Source organism: Cognatishimia activa (genome assembly GCF_026016445.1).
In the GTDB taxonomy this organism is placed as follows: domain Bacteria; phylum Pseudomonadota; class Alphaproteobacteria; order Rhodobacterales; family Rhodobacteraceae; genus Cognatishimia; species Cognatishimia activa_B.
On sequence record NZ_CP096147.1, the window covers coordinates 1,053,954 to 1,069,999 of the forward strand.

At 54.3% G+C, this 16,046-nt stretch carries 16 protein-coding genes; 9 read left to right on the forward strand and 7 right to left on the reverse strand.

Annotated features, from left to right (window positions below):
- Positions 1-97: 97 nt before the first annotated feature.
- Positions 98-745, reverse strand: coding sequence for a DsbA family oxidoreductase (locus M0D42_RS05110; RefSeq protein ID WP_265020523.1), 648 nt, complete (start codon positions 743-745; stop codon positions 98-100).
- A complete protein-coding gene (locus M0D42_RS05115) occupies positions 726-2,261 on the reverse strand; it encodes a class I adenylate-forming enzyme family protein (protein ID WP_265020524.1) in 1,536 nt (511 codons plus the stop codon). Before M0D42_RS05115 ends, M0D42_RS05110 begins: the two co-directional genes overlap by 20 nt.
- Positions 2,262-2,395: 134 nt before the next feature.
- Here M0D42_RS05115 and M0D42_RS05120 point away from each other — a divergent pair, with 134 nt between their 5' ends.
- Positions 2,396-3,019 carry a helix-turn-helix domain-containing protein gene (locus tag M0D42_RS05120; RefSeq protein ID WP_265020525.1) on the forward strand — a complete coding sequence of 208 codons (624 nt, stop codon included), beginning with the start codon at positions 2,396-2,398 and terminating at the stop codon, positions 3,017-3,019.
- On the opposite strand, the gene M0D42_RS05125 is transcribed toward M0D42_RS05120, so the two are convergent.
- Both M0D42_RS05125 and M0D42_RS05130 read right to left on the reverse strand, forming a co-directional pair.
- On the reverse strand, positions 3,016-3,663 hold the full coding sequence (locus tag M0D42_RS05125; protein ID WP_265020526.1) for a DUF1638 domain-containing protein: 648 nt from the start codon (positions 3,661-3,663) through the stop codon (positions 3,016-3,018). The genes M0D42_RS05120 and M0D42_RS05125 overlap by 4 nt on opposite strands.
- A 69-nt stretch (positions 3,664-3,732) precedes the next feature.
- Complete coding sequence (locus tag M0D42_RS05130) at positions 3,733-4,431, reverse strand: corrinoid protein (RefSeq protein ID WP_265020527.1); 699 nt, start codon at positions 4,429-4,431, stop codon at positions 3,733-3,735.
- 205 nt (positions 4,432-4,636) lie between these two features.
- Here M0D42_RS05130 and M0D42_RS05135 point away from each other — a divergent pair, with 205 nt between their 5' ends.
- The gene (locus tag M0D42_RS05135; RefSeq protein ID WP_265020528.1) at positions 4,637-5,728 is read left to right on the forward strand and encodes a PA0069 family radical SAM protein; all 1,092 of its coding nucleotides are present in this window, start codon (positions 4,637-4,639) and stop codon (positions 5,726-5,728) included.
- A gap of 61 nt (positions 5,729-5,789) precedes the next feature.
- On the forward strand, positions 5,790-6,317 hold the full coding sequence (locus M0D42_RS05140) for a hypothetical protein (protein WP_265020529.1): 528 nt from the start codon (positions 5,790-5,792) through the stop codon (positions 6,315-6,317).
- 75 nt (positions 6,318-6,392) lie between these two features.
- Here M0D42_RS05140 and bmt read toward each other — a convergent pair whose 3' ends face one another.
- The 3 genes from bmt to M0D42_RS05155 all read right to left on the reverse strand — a co-directional run bounded on the left by bmt (position 6,393) and on the right by M0D42_RS05155 (position 9,875).
- A complete protein-coding gene (bmt, locus tag M0D42_RS05145) occupies positions 6,393-7,406 on the reverse strand; it encodes a betaine--homocysteine S-methyltransferase (protein WP_265020530.1) in 1,014 nt (337 codons plus the stop codon).
- 102 nt (positions 7,407-7,508) lie between these two features.
- Positions 7,509-9,260, reverse strand: a complete 1,752-nt coding sequence (locus tag M0D42_RS05150; protein ID WP_265020531.1) for a phosphatidylglycerol lysyltransferase domain-containing protein — start codon at positions 9,258-9,260, stop codon at positions 7,509-7,511.
- Between the two features lie 294 nt (positions 9,261-9,554).
- On the reverse strand, positions 9,555-9,875 hold the full coding sequence (locus M0D42_RS05155) for a DUF1476 domain-containing protein (protein ID WP_265020532.1): 321 nt from the start codon (positions 9,873-9,875) through the stop codon (positions 9,555-9,557).
- A gap of 157 nt (positions 9,876-10,032) precedes the next feature.
- On the opposite strand from M0D42_RS05155, the gene purC reads away from it, so the two are divergent.
- From purC to M0D42_RS05185, 6 genes are all read left to right on the forward strand, one after another.
- Entirely contained in the window at positions 10,033-10,794 is a 762-nt protein-coding gene (gene purC, locus M0D42_RS05160) for a phosphoribosylaminoimidazolesuccinocarboxamide synthase (protein WP_265020533.1), read from the forward strand.
- A 92-nt stretch (positions 10,795-10,886) separates the two neighbouring features.
- Positions 10,887-11,117 (forward strand): phosphoribosylformylglycinamidine synthase subunit PurS, encoded by a 231-nt coding sequence (gene purS, locus M0D42_RS05165; protein WP_058314488.1) that lies wholly within the window; start codon positions 10,887-10,889, stop codon positions 11,115-11,117.
- Complete coding sequence (purQ, locus tag M0D42_RS05170) at positions 11,117-11,785, forward strand: phosphoribosylformylglycinamidine synthase subunit PurQ (protein WP_265020534.1); 669 nt, start codon at positions 11,117-11,119, stop codon at positions 11,783-11,785. Before purS ends, purQ begins: the two co-directional genes overlap by 1 nt.
- A 36-nt stretch (positions 11,786-11,821) precedes the next feature.
- On the forward strand, positions 11,822-13,585 hold the full coding sequence (locus M0D42_RS05175; protein WP_265020535.1) for a sensor histidine kinase: 1,764 nt from the start codon (positions 11,822-11,824) through the stop codon (positions 13,583-13,585).
- Between the two features lie 13 nt (positions 13,586-13,598).
- Entirely contained in the window at positions 13,599-14,933 is a 1,335-nt protein-coding gene (locus tag M0D42_RS05180; protein ID WP_265020536.1) for a sigma-54-dependent transcriptional regulator, read from the forward strand.
- 96 nt (positions 14,934-15,029) lie between these two features.
- Positions 15,030-15,713 (forward strand): HAD family hydrolase, encoded by a 684-nt coding sequence (locus M0D42_RS05185; RefSeq protein ID WP_265020537.1) that lies wholly within the window; start codon positions 15,030-15,032, stop codon positions 15,711-15,713.
- Positions 15,714-16,046: the final 333 nt, after the last annotated feature.

A 16,046-nucleotide genomic window follows, 5' to 3' on the forward strand; every position in this document is an offset into this window, starting at 1 on the left:
TTTCGCGCGAACTTATCCGTGAAATATCATTATGCAAGTACGGAAACATGCATTGTCGGCCATGCGTTTATGCATAGCAGCAGCAACGCGTGTAGCTCTAGGCTTCTGCCTGTTGCTCGCGCAGTTCAGCAATGACTTTGCGCCAAAGCTCTGGCTGCTGAGCCCCTGGAACCGCGTGGCGTCCACCGACAATGAAGGTCGGGACAGAATTCACCCCCATTTCGCGCGCCATGGCGTCGCGTTGTTTGATCTCTTCGACATCCGCATCACTTTTCAGAAGTCGCTGCACCATGGCGGCATCCATGCCAACGGCATCCGCGAGGTCTGCGAGTACTTCGTGGTCGCCGATGTCGCGGCCATCCACAAAATAGGCCTGAAAGAGCGCATTTACGATGGCGTTCTGTTTGCCTTCGATTTTGGCCCAGTTGATCAGACGGTGCGCATCCAGCGTGTTTGGCGTGCGCTTAATATCACCCACATTCAGTGTGATATTGGCTTTTTCAGCATGCTCAACGATCTGAGAATAGACGCGCACAGCGTTCTCTTGGCCGCCAAACTTGGTTTCCAGATACTCCGCACGATCCATACCGGCAGCTGGCATGTCCGGGTTCAGCTGAAACGGGTGCCATTCAATCAGGAAGGGGTGATCGCCTTCCTGCTCCAGCGCGCGTTCAAGCAGAGTCTTGCCGATATCGCACCACGGGCAAATCGGGTCGGACATGATATCAAGCTTGATCGGATCCATGGTGTTTGGCCTCATAGTCGGCGCGCAGCCGTTTTCGGTCGAGCTTGCCATTCGCGTTGGTCGGCAAAGCATTGACCCTTTGGTAAATTCGCGGCTGCTTGTAACGTGCCAATGCGTCTTTGGCAAAAGCTTCTAGTGTTTCTGCGCTGACATTCTCGTCAGTCACATAAAAAGCAGCGATCACGCGGGTATCGGTTTTGATCTCGACATCCGTCACGCCGATCTGTTGCACTCCGGGCAGGGCAGAGAAGGCCATTTCGACTTCCAAGGGAGAAACGCGGAAACCACCAGCGTTCATCATGTCATCAGCTCGGCCCTCGTAGTGGATACTGCCATCTTCAGACATATGGCCAAGGTCACCGGTCAGGAACCAGTGGCCGTGAAAGCGGCGTTGGGTTGCGTCAGGTGCGTTGAAGTAGCCTAGCATCAGGCCAGGATCATCATGATGAATGGCAATTTGACCTGTTTCGCCGAGAGCAACCGGTCCGTTGTCACCCAGTAGTGCAACACGACGACCTGCTTGCGGTCGACCTAGTGCGCCGGTTTCCGCACGGTTTCGGGGAGCATGCGAAATGAAAGTTGAACATTCGGACATGCCAAAAGCTTCGAAAATGTCAGTACCTGTGCGCGTCAGCCAGCGGTCGCGTAAGGACTCCGAGAGTTTTTCTCCGGCTGAGAGTGAATGGCGCAGGGTGTCAAGTTCCAGCAGGGTCTCGCCCTGTAGCAGCTTGCGATAAACACCCGGAACTGCAGCAAAGATGCTGGCTTTATGCTGCGCCATGATCTGTGGGATATCGCCAATGGGTGTGTCTGGTTCAAGGATCAGGCTGGTTGCACCGATGCTCCAAGGGTCCATCAGGCCAGCGCCCATGGTGAAAGTCCAGTTGAAGGCGCCAGCGTGCAAAAGGCGATCTGCGGAGTTTAGACCATACCAGTCATTCATCATCATCCGTCGTGCCCAGATTGCGCGGTGAGCGTGCATCACGGCGCGTGGCGTGCCTGAGGTGCCAGAGGTGTAAACGATGTAGGCGAGGCGGTTCGGGTCAGCCAGATGATAACTGGCCTGGGCGCCATGTTTCAAAGATTGCAATTCTGATTGGCTTATCACTGGGCAGGTCGGATTGCCGGTGGCAACCTCCGGTGCGCTGACGACCAAAGCAGGTGAGAGCTCGGCAATCATTTTGTCAACTTCTCGATCAGTCAGCATGCTGGATGTCGGTACAGGCACCATGCCGACCGCGATCGCCGCCAGATAGGTGATTGGGAAATCCACCGTATTTCCCAGGCGCATCAGAATTATGTCACCCGCGGACAGGCCCTGATTCAAAAACCCCTGCGCAACTCCAAGAACGGCCGCTTCAAGTTCGGCATAGCTCAACGTGGTCACACCTTTGGTGCTGACCACGGATAATGCTGTTTTGCCTGGCTGTTCCGAAGCCTTCTGCAGTACGTATTGCGCCATATTGAAGGGCGACGGGCAGGGCGGCGGTGCACCTTTATCAAAGATCGACAACATAAATTTGTGCTACGCGGCGATGGGCTTTGGCGCAAGCCGTCTGAGATGCGGCGCGACCAGATGGCACGTTGAGCACGTGGATTGCTTTGCTGATCTGGCTTGATGTTTGCCGCCCTGAGGCCTAAAGACCCAGAATGAAGGATGAAAACCAGAAATCTCTTGTTCAAGTCGCGCGTGAAAACGGAACCCAGGAAGAAGCGGAACCGTTAGATCTGGGCGTGCGTGTGCGCGAATTGCGCAAGGCACGCAATTGGACCCTGGAACAGGCCGCCACACAAGCTGGCTTGGCGCGTTCCACGCTGTCCAAGATTGAGAACGGGCAGATGTCTCCGACCTATGACGCCCTGAAAAAGCTTGCAGAAGGTTTGGAAATTTCAGTTCCGCAGCTTTTCACGCCGCCCATCAAGGGGCAGGTGAATGGTCGCATGATCATGACAAAGCAGGGGCAGGGAGCAGAGCGTATCACCGCGACCTATGAACATGAGCTGTTGGCCGAGAACCTTACCAAAAAGACCATGCTCCCTTATCGCGCCCGCGTCCGCGCGCGCTCAATGGATGAGTTTGACGGATGGGTGCGCCATGATGGCGAAGAATTCCTCTATGTGCTGACAGGTGTGATCAAGCTCTACACAGAGTTCTACGAACCGATTGAGATGCGCCGTGGCGACAGCGCTTATTACGATGGTGCCATGGGGCACAACGTGATTTCAGTCAGCGAGGAAGATGCAAATATCCTGTGGGTGACGTCTCTCGTTTAAGACTTTGCAACAGTTTCGAGGCTCGTGGCCAAATCACCATAACCGGTGAAACGGTATTCGAAGGCAAGGCCCAGTCGATCGGCACATTCGCGCGCTTTTTCAACCAGAGCCGGATCATTGATCTGGGCTTGGTAAACCAGCTTTTCATAATTGCCAAAGATCATGTCACGCAGTTCTGGGTGCTTGTCCAACCCCATGGGCTTCCAGACAAAGGCGTCAAACTGACGAACCAGAAAATCCGTGAGATAGAAACTGGTGAATTGAGTTTCTGTCAGCTCTGCGAAACGATCATTGCCTTCAAAGAAACTGTAGCAGTGGGGGCCCGCGACCATTTCCACGCCAAGTTCATCGCAAGTCGCCTTGAGAAGACCGCCAGTGCCGCAATCTGCGTAAACGACGAATATTTTCTGATAGTTATCCCGCTCTCTCGCCACGACTTCGCGCACTGCACCAGGGATCTTTTCAGGGCGAATATGATAGATCGCGGGCAGGCAGCTCAGCACCATGTGATCCCAGCCATTTGCGTTTTTCAAAGCCAAGATCTCGCGCGCCAGAGCACCGCAGGCCAGAAGCAGAATGCGGCCAGAGGCAGCGTCTGCATCCAAGCCTTTGTCGGTCAATTGTTGATCACTTACATCTACCATCGGAACTCTCCCAAAATAAAAGCCCGCACATTGCTGCACGGGCCTAAATCGATCTAGTTTGATAAAAGATCAAGCGTGCAAAGCGTTATGCTTGCGACCCATCATCTCTTTGGCTGTTTCAACCGCAACAGCAGCATCACGGCAATAAGCGTCAGCACCAATAGCCTTACCAAATTCTTCGTTCAGAGGTGCACCACCCACCAGAACGATGTAGTCTTCGCGGATCCCTTTGGCGACCAGCTCATCAATGACCACTTTCATGTAAGGCATTGTGGTTGTCAGCAGAGCAGACATGCCCAGAATGTCTGGTTTTTCGTTTTCCAGCGCTTCCAGGTAGTTCTCAACTGGGTTGTTGATGCCCAGATCGACAACTTCAAAACCAGCGCCTTCCATCATCATTCCGACGAGGTTTTTACCGATATCGTGGATGTCGCCTTTTACAGTGCCGATCACCATTTTACCGATCTGTGGTGCTCCGGTTTCAGCAAGCAATGGTTTCAGGATGGCCATGCCACCTTTCATCGCGTTTGCCGCCAACAGAACTTCTGGAACAAAGAGGATACCGTCACGGAAGTCTTGACCAACAACAGTCATGCCACCAACCAGTGCACGAGTCAGGATGTCATAAGGTTCCCAACCGCGCTCAAGAAGGATGTTTGTGCCTTCTTCAATCTCTTCCTTCAGACCGTCGTAGAGGTCGTCATACATTTGATCGACAAGCTCTTCGTCGTTCAGTTCCGACAGGATGATTTCTTCTTCGTCTGACATTCAATTGTTCCCACGGATACAAATTTCTCTGCACCCTTCTCTCATTTTCTGCCCAATAATCGATGTTTAATTCCGACCACGGTGCGTTCAGTTCCGACTTATAGAGCGAAAAGATTATGAATGCTTTTGAAAAATATTCATTGATAACATGTCGCTCACTTCAATTGTTCTTGCTTTGTTCTATATTTGGCGCCAAATTATCGGCATGCCCCATGATTCAGAGATTTCCATTGATGAAAAACGACGTCGTGCGCGTGGCGCTGTCAGTAATGTCAGCGGACGGTTCGAAACTCATCAAGAGGTAGAGACATTTGACGGCTGGGACATCGAGGAAGAACGCTCTGTTTTTGCAACCCATGTCGAAGATGAGCTGGCGAAGTCGATCATCACTAGAAATAGTTCACCTGACATTCCCTTTGATCGCTCGATTAATCCATATCGCGGCTGCGAGCATGGCTGTATCTACTGTTTTGCACGCCCTACGCATGCGTATCTGGGCTATTCACCTGGGCTGGATTTTGAGACGCGCCTGACCGCAAAAGTGAACGCGTCAAAGCTGCTGGATAAAGAATTGCGCAAACGCGGCTATGCTGTTGCGCCGATTGCCATTGGAACCAATACGGACCCGTATCAACCGATCGATAAAAGCTATCTGATCATGCGCCAATGCCTTGAGGTACTGCAGAAATTCAATCACCCGGTCATGATTGTCACCAAAGGTACATTGATCGAGCGTGATATTGATATTCTTGCAGACATGGCTTCGCGCGGGTTGGCCCATGTTGGGGTCTCGGTAACCTCGCTTGATAATCGCGTGTCGCGTCTGATGGAGCCGCGTGCGCCCGTGCCTGCGCGGCGGTTGAAGCTGATTGAGAGATTGAGCAAGGCGAGCATTCCCGTGCGAGTGATGCTGGCGCCGGTTGTGCCTGGCATCAATGATCATGAGATTGAGCGCATTCTGGGGTCTGGTGCGCAGGCGGGGGCCAAGGCCGCAAGCTGGATTTCCTTGCGATTGCCGCTTGAAGTCTCGGAGCTCTTCCAAGAATGGCTTGCGGCGCATTTTCCCGATCGGGTGAACAAGGTTATGAAGCAGATCTGTGACATGCATGGTGGCAGACCCTACGACCCCGAATGGGGGAAGCGTATGCGTGGGGAAGGGCACTTTGCCGAAATCATGGCCCATCGCGCAGGCCTTGCGATGCGCAAAAATAAGCTTTCCAAGAAGCTGCCGCCCTTGAATACGGATCTTTTTGCAGTGCCTTTTGAGGCAGGTAATCAATTGAGTTTGTTTGACTAATCTCCTGAGTAAGGGAATAAACTCTGTTGTGAAATACGCTTTGCCCTCATAGGGTCAGCGCATGAAGAAAGTGTTGTTGTTTCCCGTGCTTATGTTGTTTTCCTGTGGTTTGGCCGCACTCTACGGCGCGGTGCACAACCAAATCTCATACACTGTCGGGCCTGTCTATTTTCACGAGTTGAAATTCATCCAGTTCCGCATCGATCCAGAATTTCACAACAGGATCGGAGCTGCTTGGGTTGGCGTTCAAGCGAGTTGGTGGATGGGTTTGGTGATCGGCCTGCCGATCTATCTACCGGCTTTGTTCATCAGAGGAACGGCTCCATTCGTACGCGGGTTCATGCGCGTCTCGCTATTGGTTGTCATAATAACTTTGCTGGTTGGCATGGCGGCGCTGATCTATGCGGAATTAAGTTTCTCTCAGACGAGGTATCCCGATGGTCCTTGGGTGCAAAGGGTCTCTGATCCGCTGGCCTTCGCGAAAGCGGGACACATGCATAACTACAGTTACCTCGGCGGAATGATTGGTTTGCTTGTGGGTGTATTTCTGGCGATTTGGTTTGCGCGGCAATCCCGTAAGCAGAATTAAGCCAGTCAGAAACAAAACAGCCGCGAGATGAAATCGCGGCTGCTGAAATGATGAATGATCATGCTTTTGTGTGGCTTAACCGCGGCGACGGCGGCGGCGCTTTGGTGCTTCGTCTGAACCTTCCTCGGTGCCATCCACTGCGGAAGAGAACCCACCAAGTTCGCTTGTAATTTTCTCAAGCGATGGGCGCTCGCTGCGTTCACGGGTTTCCAGCGCCTCTCGCATCGCCACAAGATGCTCGCCCTTTGTACCACAGCAACCACCGATGATAGTTGCGCCAGCATCGCGTGCCATAACTGCATATTCTGCCATCAGTGGAGGGGTGCCATCGTAGTGGATGTGGCCGTGTTCGTATTTCGGGATACCAGCGTTGCCTTTTGAGATGATCGGACGCTCGGTGCCCTGAGCAGAGAAGCCCAAAACCGTGCGCAAGAGATCGGATGCGCCGACGCCACAGTTTGCGCCAAAACCAATCGGAGGGTTTGGCAGGTCTTCAACAAGCTTAACCAGATCGGCAGAAGTCACACCCATCATGGTGCGGCCCGCGGTGTCAAAGCTCATGGTGCCACACCACGGCATATCGGCCAGCGCAAAGCCTTCGGCCGCTGCACGAAATTCTTCTGGGGCAGAGATGGTTTCCAGCCATAGCACGTCCACACCGCCTTCTTTCAGGCCTTCTGCCTGCTCATGGAACATTTCAACCGCGTCTGCATGAGACAGGGAGCCAACGGGTTCCATGATGTCACCGGTCGGGCCAACAGAACCCGCGACGACAATGGTGCGGCCAGAGGCATCTGCCACCTCACGACCGATTTCAGCCGCCAGACGGTTCAATTCGCGCACGCGACCCTGCGCATCGTGAAGTTTCAGGCGAGAAGCGTTGCCGCCAAAAGAGTTGGTCAGGAAGAGGTCGCTGCCTGAATCCACCGCAATCTGATATAGTGCTTTGATTTTTGCGGGCTCATCCGCGTTCCACAGCTCTGGCGCATCGCCAGACATCAGGCCCATGTTGAATAGGTTGGTGCCTGTTGCGCCATCAGCCAGCAGCCAGTCGCGTGTTTCCAGCAGGCGGGTCAAAGCGTTCGTCATGATTATGCCCTTCAATCGGGTCCCTTTAGGGAGTCCTAAATACAGTTGTACTCCCATTGCCACGTGGACGCAGGGAGCACAAATGCATTCTCTTCAGGATGATTATGAACGCGGAGCAGGATGCGTATGATTTGCAACCACATAGGCTGGTGATGGCACCGGCTTTGCGCGTTTAACAGAGCGGATCAGATCAAGTGCAGCCAGGGTCAGTTGACCACGTCCCGGCGAGGCCATGTAAAGCGGCTGCCAGCGGGGATTGAAGCAGGCTTTGAACTGACGCAAACCTGGTCCCCCGGCTTTTGCGAAAAAGATGCTGCGCAGGCGTTTTTCAATTGCGGAATGACCGCTTAGAGCACCCGCAGGTGCGGCTGCGAGAGATACACATGGAACGTCTTTTTCTTGAGCTACTTCAATCGCTTGCTGGACGAGTAGGTGCATTGTGCCATCAGGGGCATCTGAAGTGGCGCGCATCAGGTCAAGGCACCATTCATGACGGGTTTTGTGGAAGGAGACAAAGCCGATCAACTTGCCATCGAGATAGGCCAAAAATACAGCCTGACCCATAACGTAGTTTTCTTCGAATTGCCCCATCGACAAGCCGCGCGCACCACCGTGATTTGTTTCCCATTCGCGCGACACTGCTGCCATCTCTTCCAGAGGCAATTTGTCGGTCGGTGAGACGATCTGAACGCCTGCTTTTTCAGCCTGACGCAATTTGCGGCGCAGCTGACGGTATTTTGAACCTTCAAGTGAGTGTTGGTCAGGGCAGATCAGAGCTTCATCAGAAATGTGAAGAACAGACCACCCCTGACGACGTGCGCGCAGTGCGTGGCGCCCGGTGATCTTATACTTACAAATCACTCGGTTTTGCTCTCGCGCGATGCGCTTCAGAGGCGCTGCGAGATCAGAGACATCTCCGTTTACCGGATCAAAAAGTGTCGTCAGCGTCTGGCCAGTGCGCACGACACCATAGGTGCCTGCGGTGCAATGCAGGATAGATCCGCCGTTCTGACGCATAACGCCAAGCTCGGCGCGGGCGGTTTCTTGGGTCAAAGTGCTGTCGACACACCCATCAACGCTGCTTGTCCATCCATCTACCTTGCGCGCCATTGGGCGCAGCAGGGCGATGCCGCCGATGATGGCAGGGACAGCGTAGTAAACCATACGGAAGGCAAGGATCGCGGCCATGATCTCCATTTCAGGGAAATGCGGAAGAAGTGCGAGAACTGTTAGTTCAAAAGGACCAACACCACCCGGAGTGCCTGAAAGGATCGCTGCGCCAAGCGCTAGCAAATAAACGGGTAATAGTTGCGCAATTGTCAGGTCGATCCCAGCCGGTAAAAGTGCCCAGAAAGCAACGGCAGCGGCCATGACGTCTAAAAAGCAGAAACCCGCTAAAGCCATAATCGCTGGCAGGGTAGGGAGTTCGATCTCCTTGCCTGCACGTTTCAAGACGGGTTTCAGGAAGGCAATTCCCATCAAGCCAATAGTGATTGCCAAGATTGAGCAGGGGATTGCTGCTGGTACGTCCGCTGCCGGTAGGATCAGGATCGCAATGGAGGTGATCGCGGCCCAGGCCGCAAGGAAGCTAAGTGTTACAAATGCTGTGATTTTTGCGCTGTTTACCAGGCTGAGACCTGGCTGCATACGCCAGCGTATAAATGCGCCAACGACGGCGCCCGCGCCGGTGGTTTGACCAACAGCAATCGCCGTTGCGCCTGTAATGGTCGCACGGCGATCAGAAACACCTGTTCTAAAATGACGATGTGCCACGACGTCATAACGCGCGATGGCCCAGAAGCTTACGGCTGTTGCGACAAGCGCCAATGCCCATTGCCACGGCTTAACCGCCATGACAGCAGCCCAAAGCTGCCCAAAATCGATATGTTGTAATTGATTATAAAGTGCCCAACAGCAAACAGCGCCGATGCCAATCGGTACCAAATGCCGTAGCACAGTTCTTGCGCGACGGATTGCCTGCCCCAAATTCGTGTCCTCAGTTTCTTTGGTCCCGCCGTAGCCATTCTGCTCAGCAGGTTGGAGGGAATCTTAACAGGGGCTGAATTAAAGGAAGTTTAAAGCGAGCGACATGCGACACATACACCGCTCGCTTTGTGGTTGTTTTTGCAACAGTTTTCGAAGCTGACGTTAAGCGTCAGGATCTTCTGCCAACTGACCTTTGGCTTCGATGACGCACTCTTTGCGTTTCGCACGGATTTCATCGGAGGTGATTTTGCCTTCCAAATCAGCCGTCACCTTACGGATCACGTCTTCGTCGCCCGCTTCTTCGAAGTCAGCCACGATGACCGTTTTGGCATAGGCTTCCGCCTCATCACCCGAAATGCCCATCTTCTCAGCCGCCCACAGACCCAGCAATTTGTTGGCGCGTGCCTCTGCTTTGAATGTCATTTCTTCATCATGTGCGAATTTTGCTTCAAAAGCTGTTTCGCGGTCGTCGAATGTGTTCATGGCCTACCTCTTGGAAATTAACGCGTTTCTCCTAATGATATGCGCATCTGGGCCGGTTGTCGCAAGGGGGAAGCTTATCTTGCGACATTTCATTGCATGGATTAAGAGAGCGCCAAGAAGCGGGGAGTCGGTTCCCGCCCATCTGGAAAGAGCTCTCATGGCACGCGGAAAGAAAATCTACGAAGGCAAAGCTAAGGTTCTTTATGAAGGCCCAGAGCCAGGCACGATTGTGCAATACTTCAAAGATGACGCGACCGCGTTTAACGCTGAAAAAAAAGACGTTATTGACGGCAAGGGCGTGCTGAACAACCGCCTGAGTGAGTTCTTCATGGTTGGCCTTGGTAACATCGGTGTGCCGACACACTTCCTGAAACGCCTGAACATGCGCGAGCAGCTGGTACGCTCTTGCGAGATCATTCCTCTGGAAGTGATTGTGCGTAACTACGCAGCGGGCTCTATGGCGAAACGTCTGGGCATGGAAGAGGGCACACAGCTGCCACGTCCGGTTGTTGAATACAGCTATAAAGACGATGCACTCGGTGATCCGCTGGTACCAGAAGAATATATCGCGGCTTTCGGCTGGGCGAGCCAGCAGGATATGGAAGACATTCTAAGCATTGCGCTGCGAGTAAACGACTACCTCTCTGGCGTCATGTATGGCGTGGGCATCAAACTGATCGATTTCAAAATCGAGATCGGTCGCGTTTACGAAGGTGACTTCCAGCGTCTGGTTGTGGCGGATGAGATTTCCCCTGACAGCTGCCGCCTGTGGGATATCGAAACCGGCCAGAAGCTCGACAAAGACGTATTCCGCCGCGACCTGGGCAATCTGACCGATGCCTACTCTGAGGTGGCGCGACGTCTGGGTGTTCTGCCGAAAAATGCCACGCCGATTAATAAACCGACCTTGATCAACTAACCTGAGGCCCCGTCGATGACGGGGCTTTTTGAGTATTTTTGCAAAGAAGAAGCCGGGGACTGAGCTTCTTAACTGAGCTGGAGAAGAGCGACATGAAAGCACGTGTCTATGTGATGCTGAAAAACGGTGTTTTGGACCCACAGGGTGAGGCGGTGCGCCACGCACTTGGCTCCCTTGGTTTTGACGGCGTCGAAGGGGTGCGTCAGGGCAAGGTGATTGAGTTGGATCTGGCAGAAGGCACCACCGAGGCAACCGTGACCGACATGTGTGAAAAGCTGCTGGCGAACACTGTGATCGAAAGCTACCGGGTGGAGCTGTCCTGATGAAAGCAGCTGTTGTTGTTTTTCCGGGCTCCAACTGTGACCGCGATCTCGCAGTCGCATTTGAACGCGCTGGTGCAGATGTCACCATGGTGTGGCACAAGGAAACCGATCTGCCAGCGGGCGTGGACATCGTTGGTGTTCCGGGTGGCTTTTCTTATGGCGATTACCTGCGCTGTGGTGCGATTGCCGCGAACTCACCGATCTGCCGCGCGGTTGTGAAGCATGCGGAAGCTGGTGGTTTTGCGCTGGGGGTTTGCAACGGATTTCAGATCCTGACCGAAACCGGACTTCTGCCTGGCGCTCTGCGCCGCAATGCCGGTCTGAAATACATCTGCCGCACTGTTGGCCTTGAAGTTGTGACCTCTCAGAGTGCTTTCACAGCTGGTTACAATGCAGGAGATGTGATCGACATCCCAATCGCGCACCACGATGGCAATTATTTTGCTGACGATGAAACACTGGCGCGCCTGAAGGGGGATGACCGCATTGCCTTCACCTATACAGACAACCCGAACGGCTCTGTTGCTGACATCGCGGGTGTGATGTCTGCCAACAAACGCGTGCTTGGTATGATGCCTCACCCTGAACGGGCGGCGGATTCTGGCCACGGTGGCACCGACGGGACGGCAATGTTTAGCGCATTGATGCAGCAGGTCGTGTCTGCCTGACTTGAGTGCGCCGCCTCGGCGGCGTACCTTAACCCCATGAGTGGGGAAACCTTGAACACCGATAAGAAAAGCCGATTGCGCACCATTTCCTGGCGTGTGCGTGCTGCTTTGCTGTTGCTTTGCATTATCGCAGGCACAGTGATTTGGGTTACCAACTCGCTTTTGACGGATCGTTTTACGCAGAACACGCGCAACCGGGCGGAGCTGCGACTGGCGCTCTATTCCGGGAACCTGCTGTCTGAACTCCGCCGTAGCGCAATTGTGCCGCAGCTTCTGGCCCGTGACCCGGAACTGATTAGGGCGCTGGAAACCGGCGACTTCAGCCAATCGACCGCGCGTTTGATTTCCTTTGTTGAAGAAATCGGTGCGGCGTCTTTGTTCCTGCTTGATACGGACGGGCGTACAGTGGCTGCGACGGATCGCAATCGCCTGGGTGAAAACCATAGGCAGTCGTCCTATTTCGTGGATGCCATGCGGTCGAATTCAACGGTCTTTACGGTCGAGCCACGTGAAAGTGCGGGCTATAGTTTCACCTATTCAAGGCGGTTGGATGATCTGAATATCCCGCTTGGGGTGATCATCGTTGAAGTCGATCTGCAGAAGTTCGAACGGGCCTGGGCCGGGATTTCTGATGCGGTGTTGGTCACCGACTCCACGGGCACCATCATTCTCGCCACAGAGCCGCGTTGGCGGGGGCTCACAGAAGACGCAGCGCTTGTGCGTCAGCCAGCGCAGGGTGCGATCGAACGTGCGTTGCAAGCGACCTCGGATTGGACGTCACTGTCTGCTGATGCCTATGTGCAGGGCGAAGCGGTAATGCGCAAAGAGGCGCGTATCCCGTTCCGTGGCTGGCAAATCGCCAGTTTCACCACCTACACCAATGTACGTGAGCGCGTGAATGCGGTGCTCGCGCTTGAGATCATGGGATTCGCCATCCTATTGGCACTGGCCTTCTATTTTCTCAGCCGAAAGAACGCCTTGCGTATGGCTTTGTTCCAACGTGAATCGGCGAGCCTTCGCGCATTGAACCACAGGCTGCAGCGAGAAATCGCCGAGCGCGAACGCATGCAGGCGAGCCTTGAAGTGGCCGAACAAAGCCTCGCGCAGAGTTCAAAATTGGCGGCTTTGGGCGAGATGTCTGCAGCTGTTTCGCACGAGTTGAACCAGCCGCTAGCGGCGATGAAAACCTACCTTGCTGGTGCGCGACTTTTGGTTCGTCGCAATCGACCTGAAGAGGCTCTGACTTCCTTCACACGGATCGATGATCTGATTGAGCGCATGGGTGCCATTACTAAGCAGTTGAAAAGCTATGCCCGCAAAGGCGGAGAGGACTTTCGCCCCGTAGAACTTGGGGGTGCGCTGGGGTCTGCTCTGTCGATGATGGAGCCGCAGCTGCGTCAAAGGCAGGTGAAAATCGGGCGCATTGTGCCAGATGATCCGGTGCTTGTGATGGGCGATCAGGTGCGCATTGAGCAGGTCATGGTGAACCTTTTGCGCAATGCCTTGGATGCCACAAAGGGAGAGGATGAACCCGAGATAGATGTGATCCTTGCGGCCGGGGAAACCGCCACGCTGACAGTGCGGGACAATGGTCCGGGGATTGAGGATCTCGATAACCTCTTTGAACCATTTTACACGACCAAGCAGCCTGGAGACGGTGTTGGACTTGGTCTTGCCATTTCTTCAGGGATCGTGAACGACCTAGTGGGCCGATTAACGGCACGCAATGGTCAGGGACGGGGGGCTGTATTTGAAATGCAACTCCCTATCTTAACTGGTGAGATTGAGGCTGCGGAATAACGCGGAGAGAACTATGGCTCAGGCAATGAAAATCGCGATTGTGGATGACGAAAAAGATATGCGTCAGTCCATCAGCCAATGGCTGGCCCTGTCGGGATATGACACAGAAACCTTCGCAAGCGCTGAAGATGCGCTCAAGGTTCTCGGGCCGGAGTACCCGGGCATTGTGATTTCCGACATCAAGATGCCGGGCATGGATGGCATGCAGTTTCTGAAAAAGCTGATGGGCTCTGACAGCGCACTGCCGGTCATCATGATCACAGGTCACGGCGATGTACCGATGGCCGTTGAGGCCATGCGCGTCGGGGCGTTTGATTTCTTGGAAAAGCCCTTCAACCCGGATCGCATGAGCCAGCTGGCTAAGAAAGCTGCCAATGCACGCCGCCTGACCTTGGACAACCGCATTCTGCGCAAAGAACTCTCGGATGGCTCCCAGCTGATGAAGAAGCTCATTGGGTCTTCGCCTGTGATGTCCCGCCTCAAGGAAGACATCCTCGACCTCGGCCAAGCTGATGGACACGTGTTGATCGATGGTGAAACCGGCACAGGTAAAACGTTAGTTGCGCACGCATTGCATGCGGTGGGCAGCCGGGCAGGGAAGAAGTTTGTTCTGGTCAGCTGTTCTGCGCTGGAAGAAGACGCGCTGACAAAACGCCTCTTTGGCCCGATGCTGCCAGAAGACACGCAATTGCCTGCGATCGAGGAAGCGCGCGGCGGTACTTTGGTTCTGGAGGACATTGAAGCGCTGTCTGACACGCTGCAGGCGCGCCTGCTGAGCGTGATCAATGATCAGGGCACGCCAGCAGAGACTCGGATTGTGGCGATCTGCAACCTGCAAGAACAGAACCGCACCTGTGAAGACGCACTGCGCTCTGATCTCTTCTATCGCCTTGCGGCCCTGCGCATCACTGTGCCGCCCCTGCGTCAGCGTGGCGAAGACATCCTGACGCTCTTCACGCGCCATGCGGAGCAGTTCTCAGATGAATATGGCTGTGATGCGCCGCAGGTCTCTGCCCAAGAAGCGGCCCAGCTTCTGCAAGCTCCATGGCCGGGCAATGTGCGCCAGCTGATCAACCTCGCTGAACGCGCGGTTCTGCAATCCCGTCGTGGCGGCGGCACCATTGCCTCTTTGCTGATGAATGATCACGAGGAGATGCAGCCTGTCATGACTACAGAAGGCAAGCCGCTGAAAGAGTATGTCGAAGCCTTTGAGCGCATGCTGATCGACAATACCATGCGCCGTCATCGCGGCTCTATTGCCTCCGTTATGGAAGAGCTTTGCCTGCCACGCCGGACGCTCAACGAGAAGATGGCCAAATACGGCTTGCAACGGGCGGACTATCTTTGATTTCTGTAACGCGCAGACATGACAAGTGATTAGATCGTCATGGGATGGTTACATCATTGATGTTACCACAGCCGGCATAAGAAACCGGAGCTTCCCGTGACGACAATTGCAGCATTTCTCTTTGATATGGACGGTTTGCTTCTGGATACAGAGCGCCTGTTCATGCAATCGCTGATTTCATTGACGGATCAGGAGGGCATCAACAGAAGCAAGGCCGAGGAGTTCTATCTTGGCCTTATTGGGACAAGCGCCGCTGAAACCTCTCGTCAATTACAGGACTTTCTGCCGGGTCATATGAACCCAATTGCTTTCGAAAAGGCCTGGCGTGACGCCTACGATCAACGTGTTTCGCAAGGTGTACCGCTCCGGCCATATGTCAAAGAAACGCTGGAAACCTTGAAATCGCATCGCGCGCGTATGGCAGTCGTCACATCCACACATGGTCTTTTGGCGCGAGCAAAGCTGCAAAAGGCGGGCATCGACCTCTATTTTGATGTTGTCAAAGCGGGCGACGAAGTTTCCGCAAACAAACCCGACCCCGCTCCCTACCTTGAGGCGGCCGCGGCGCTCGGCGTTAAGGCTGAAAACTGCGTGGCCTTTGAAGATAGCGACTCCGGAACCACTGCTGCCGCCCGTGCGGGTTGTCGAACATTTCAAATCCCAGACCTTCGACCTACGGGGCTGCCTTTGCCTGAGCTGGGGCAAGAGGTTGTGGAAAGTTTGAGCGCAGCGCTGACGCAACTTAAGGTATTTGAGACGGCTTTAACCACTCCTGAGTGATTGAATCGCGATTCCCCATTGTGTTTTCCACAGGGCTGCCCTTATGTAGGGGTGACGGAATGCGTTTTTTGATACGCTCCGCATGAGTTTCGCTGGTTGAAGGCCGCGAAGGACGCTGAAGCGCCCGGATTTCAACCAGATTGATTATGCCCAAGCGCAAGCCTGGGCAAAAGAACCGCCCGGACCGCGTCACCGCGGAGGGCATGTAATTGGCGCCACATGTGACCATGGGCGTCGGAGAAGAACCGCGATGACACGCGCGCTGACATTGATAGACCGAGCAGAGGCCGCCCGCGGCCCCCTCGGCCGCGCGACACCCATCGCCACGACTAG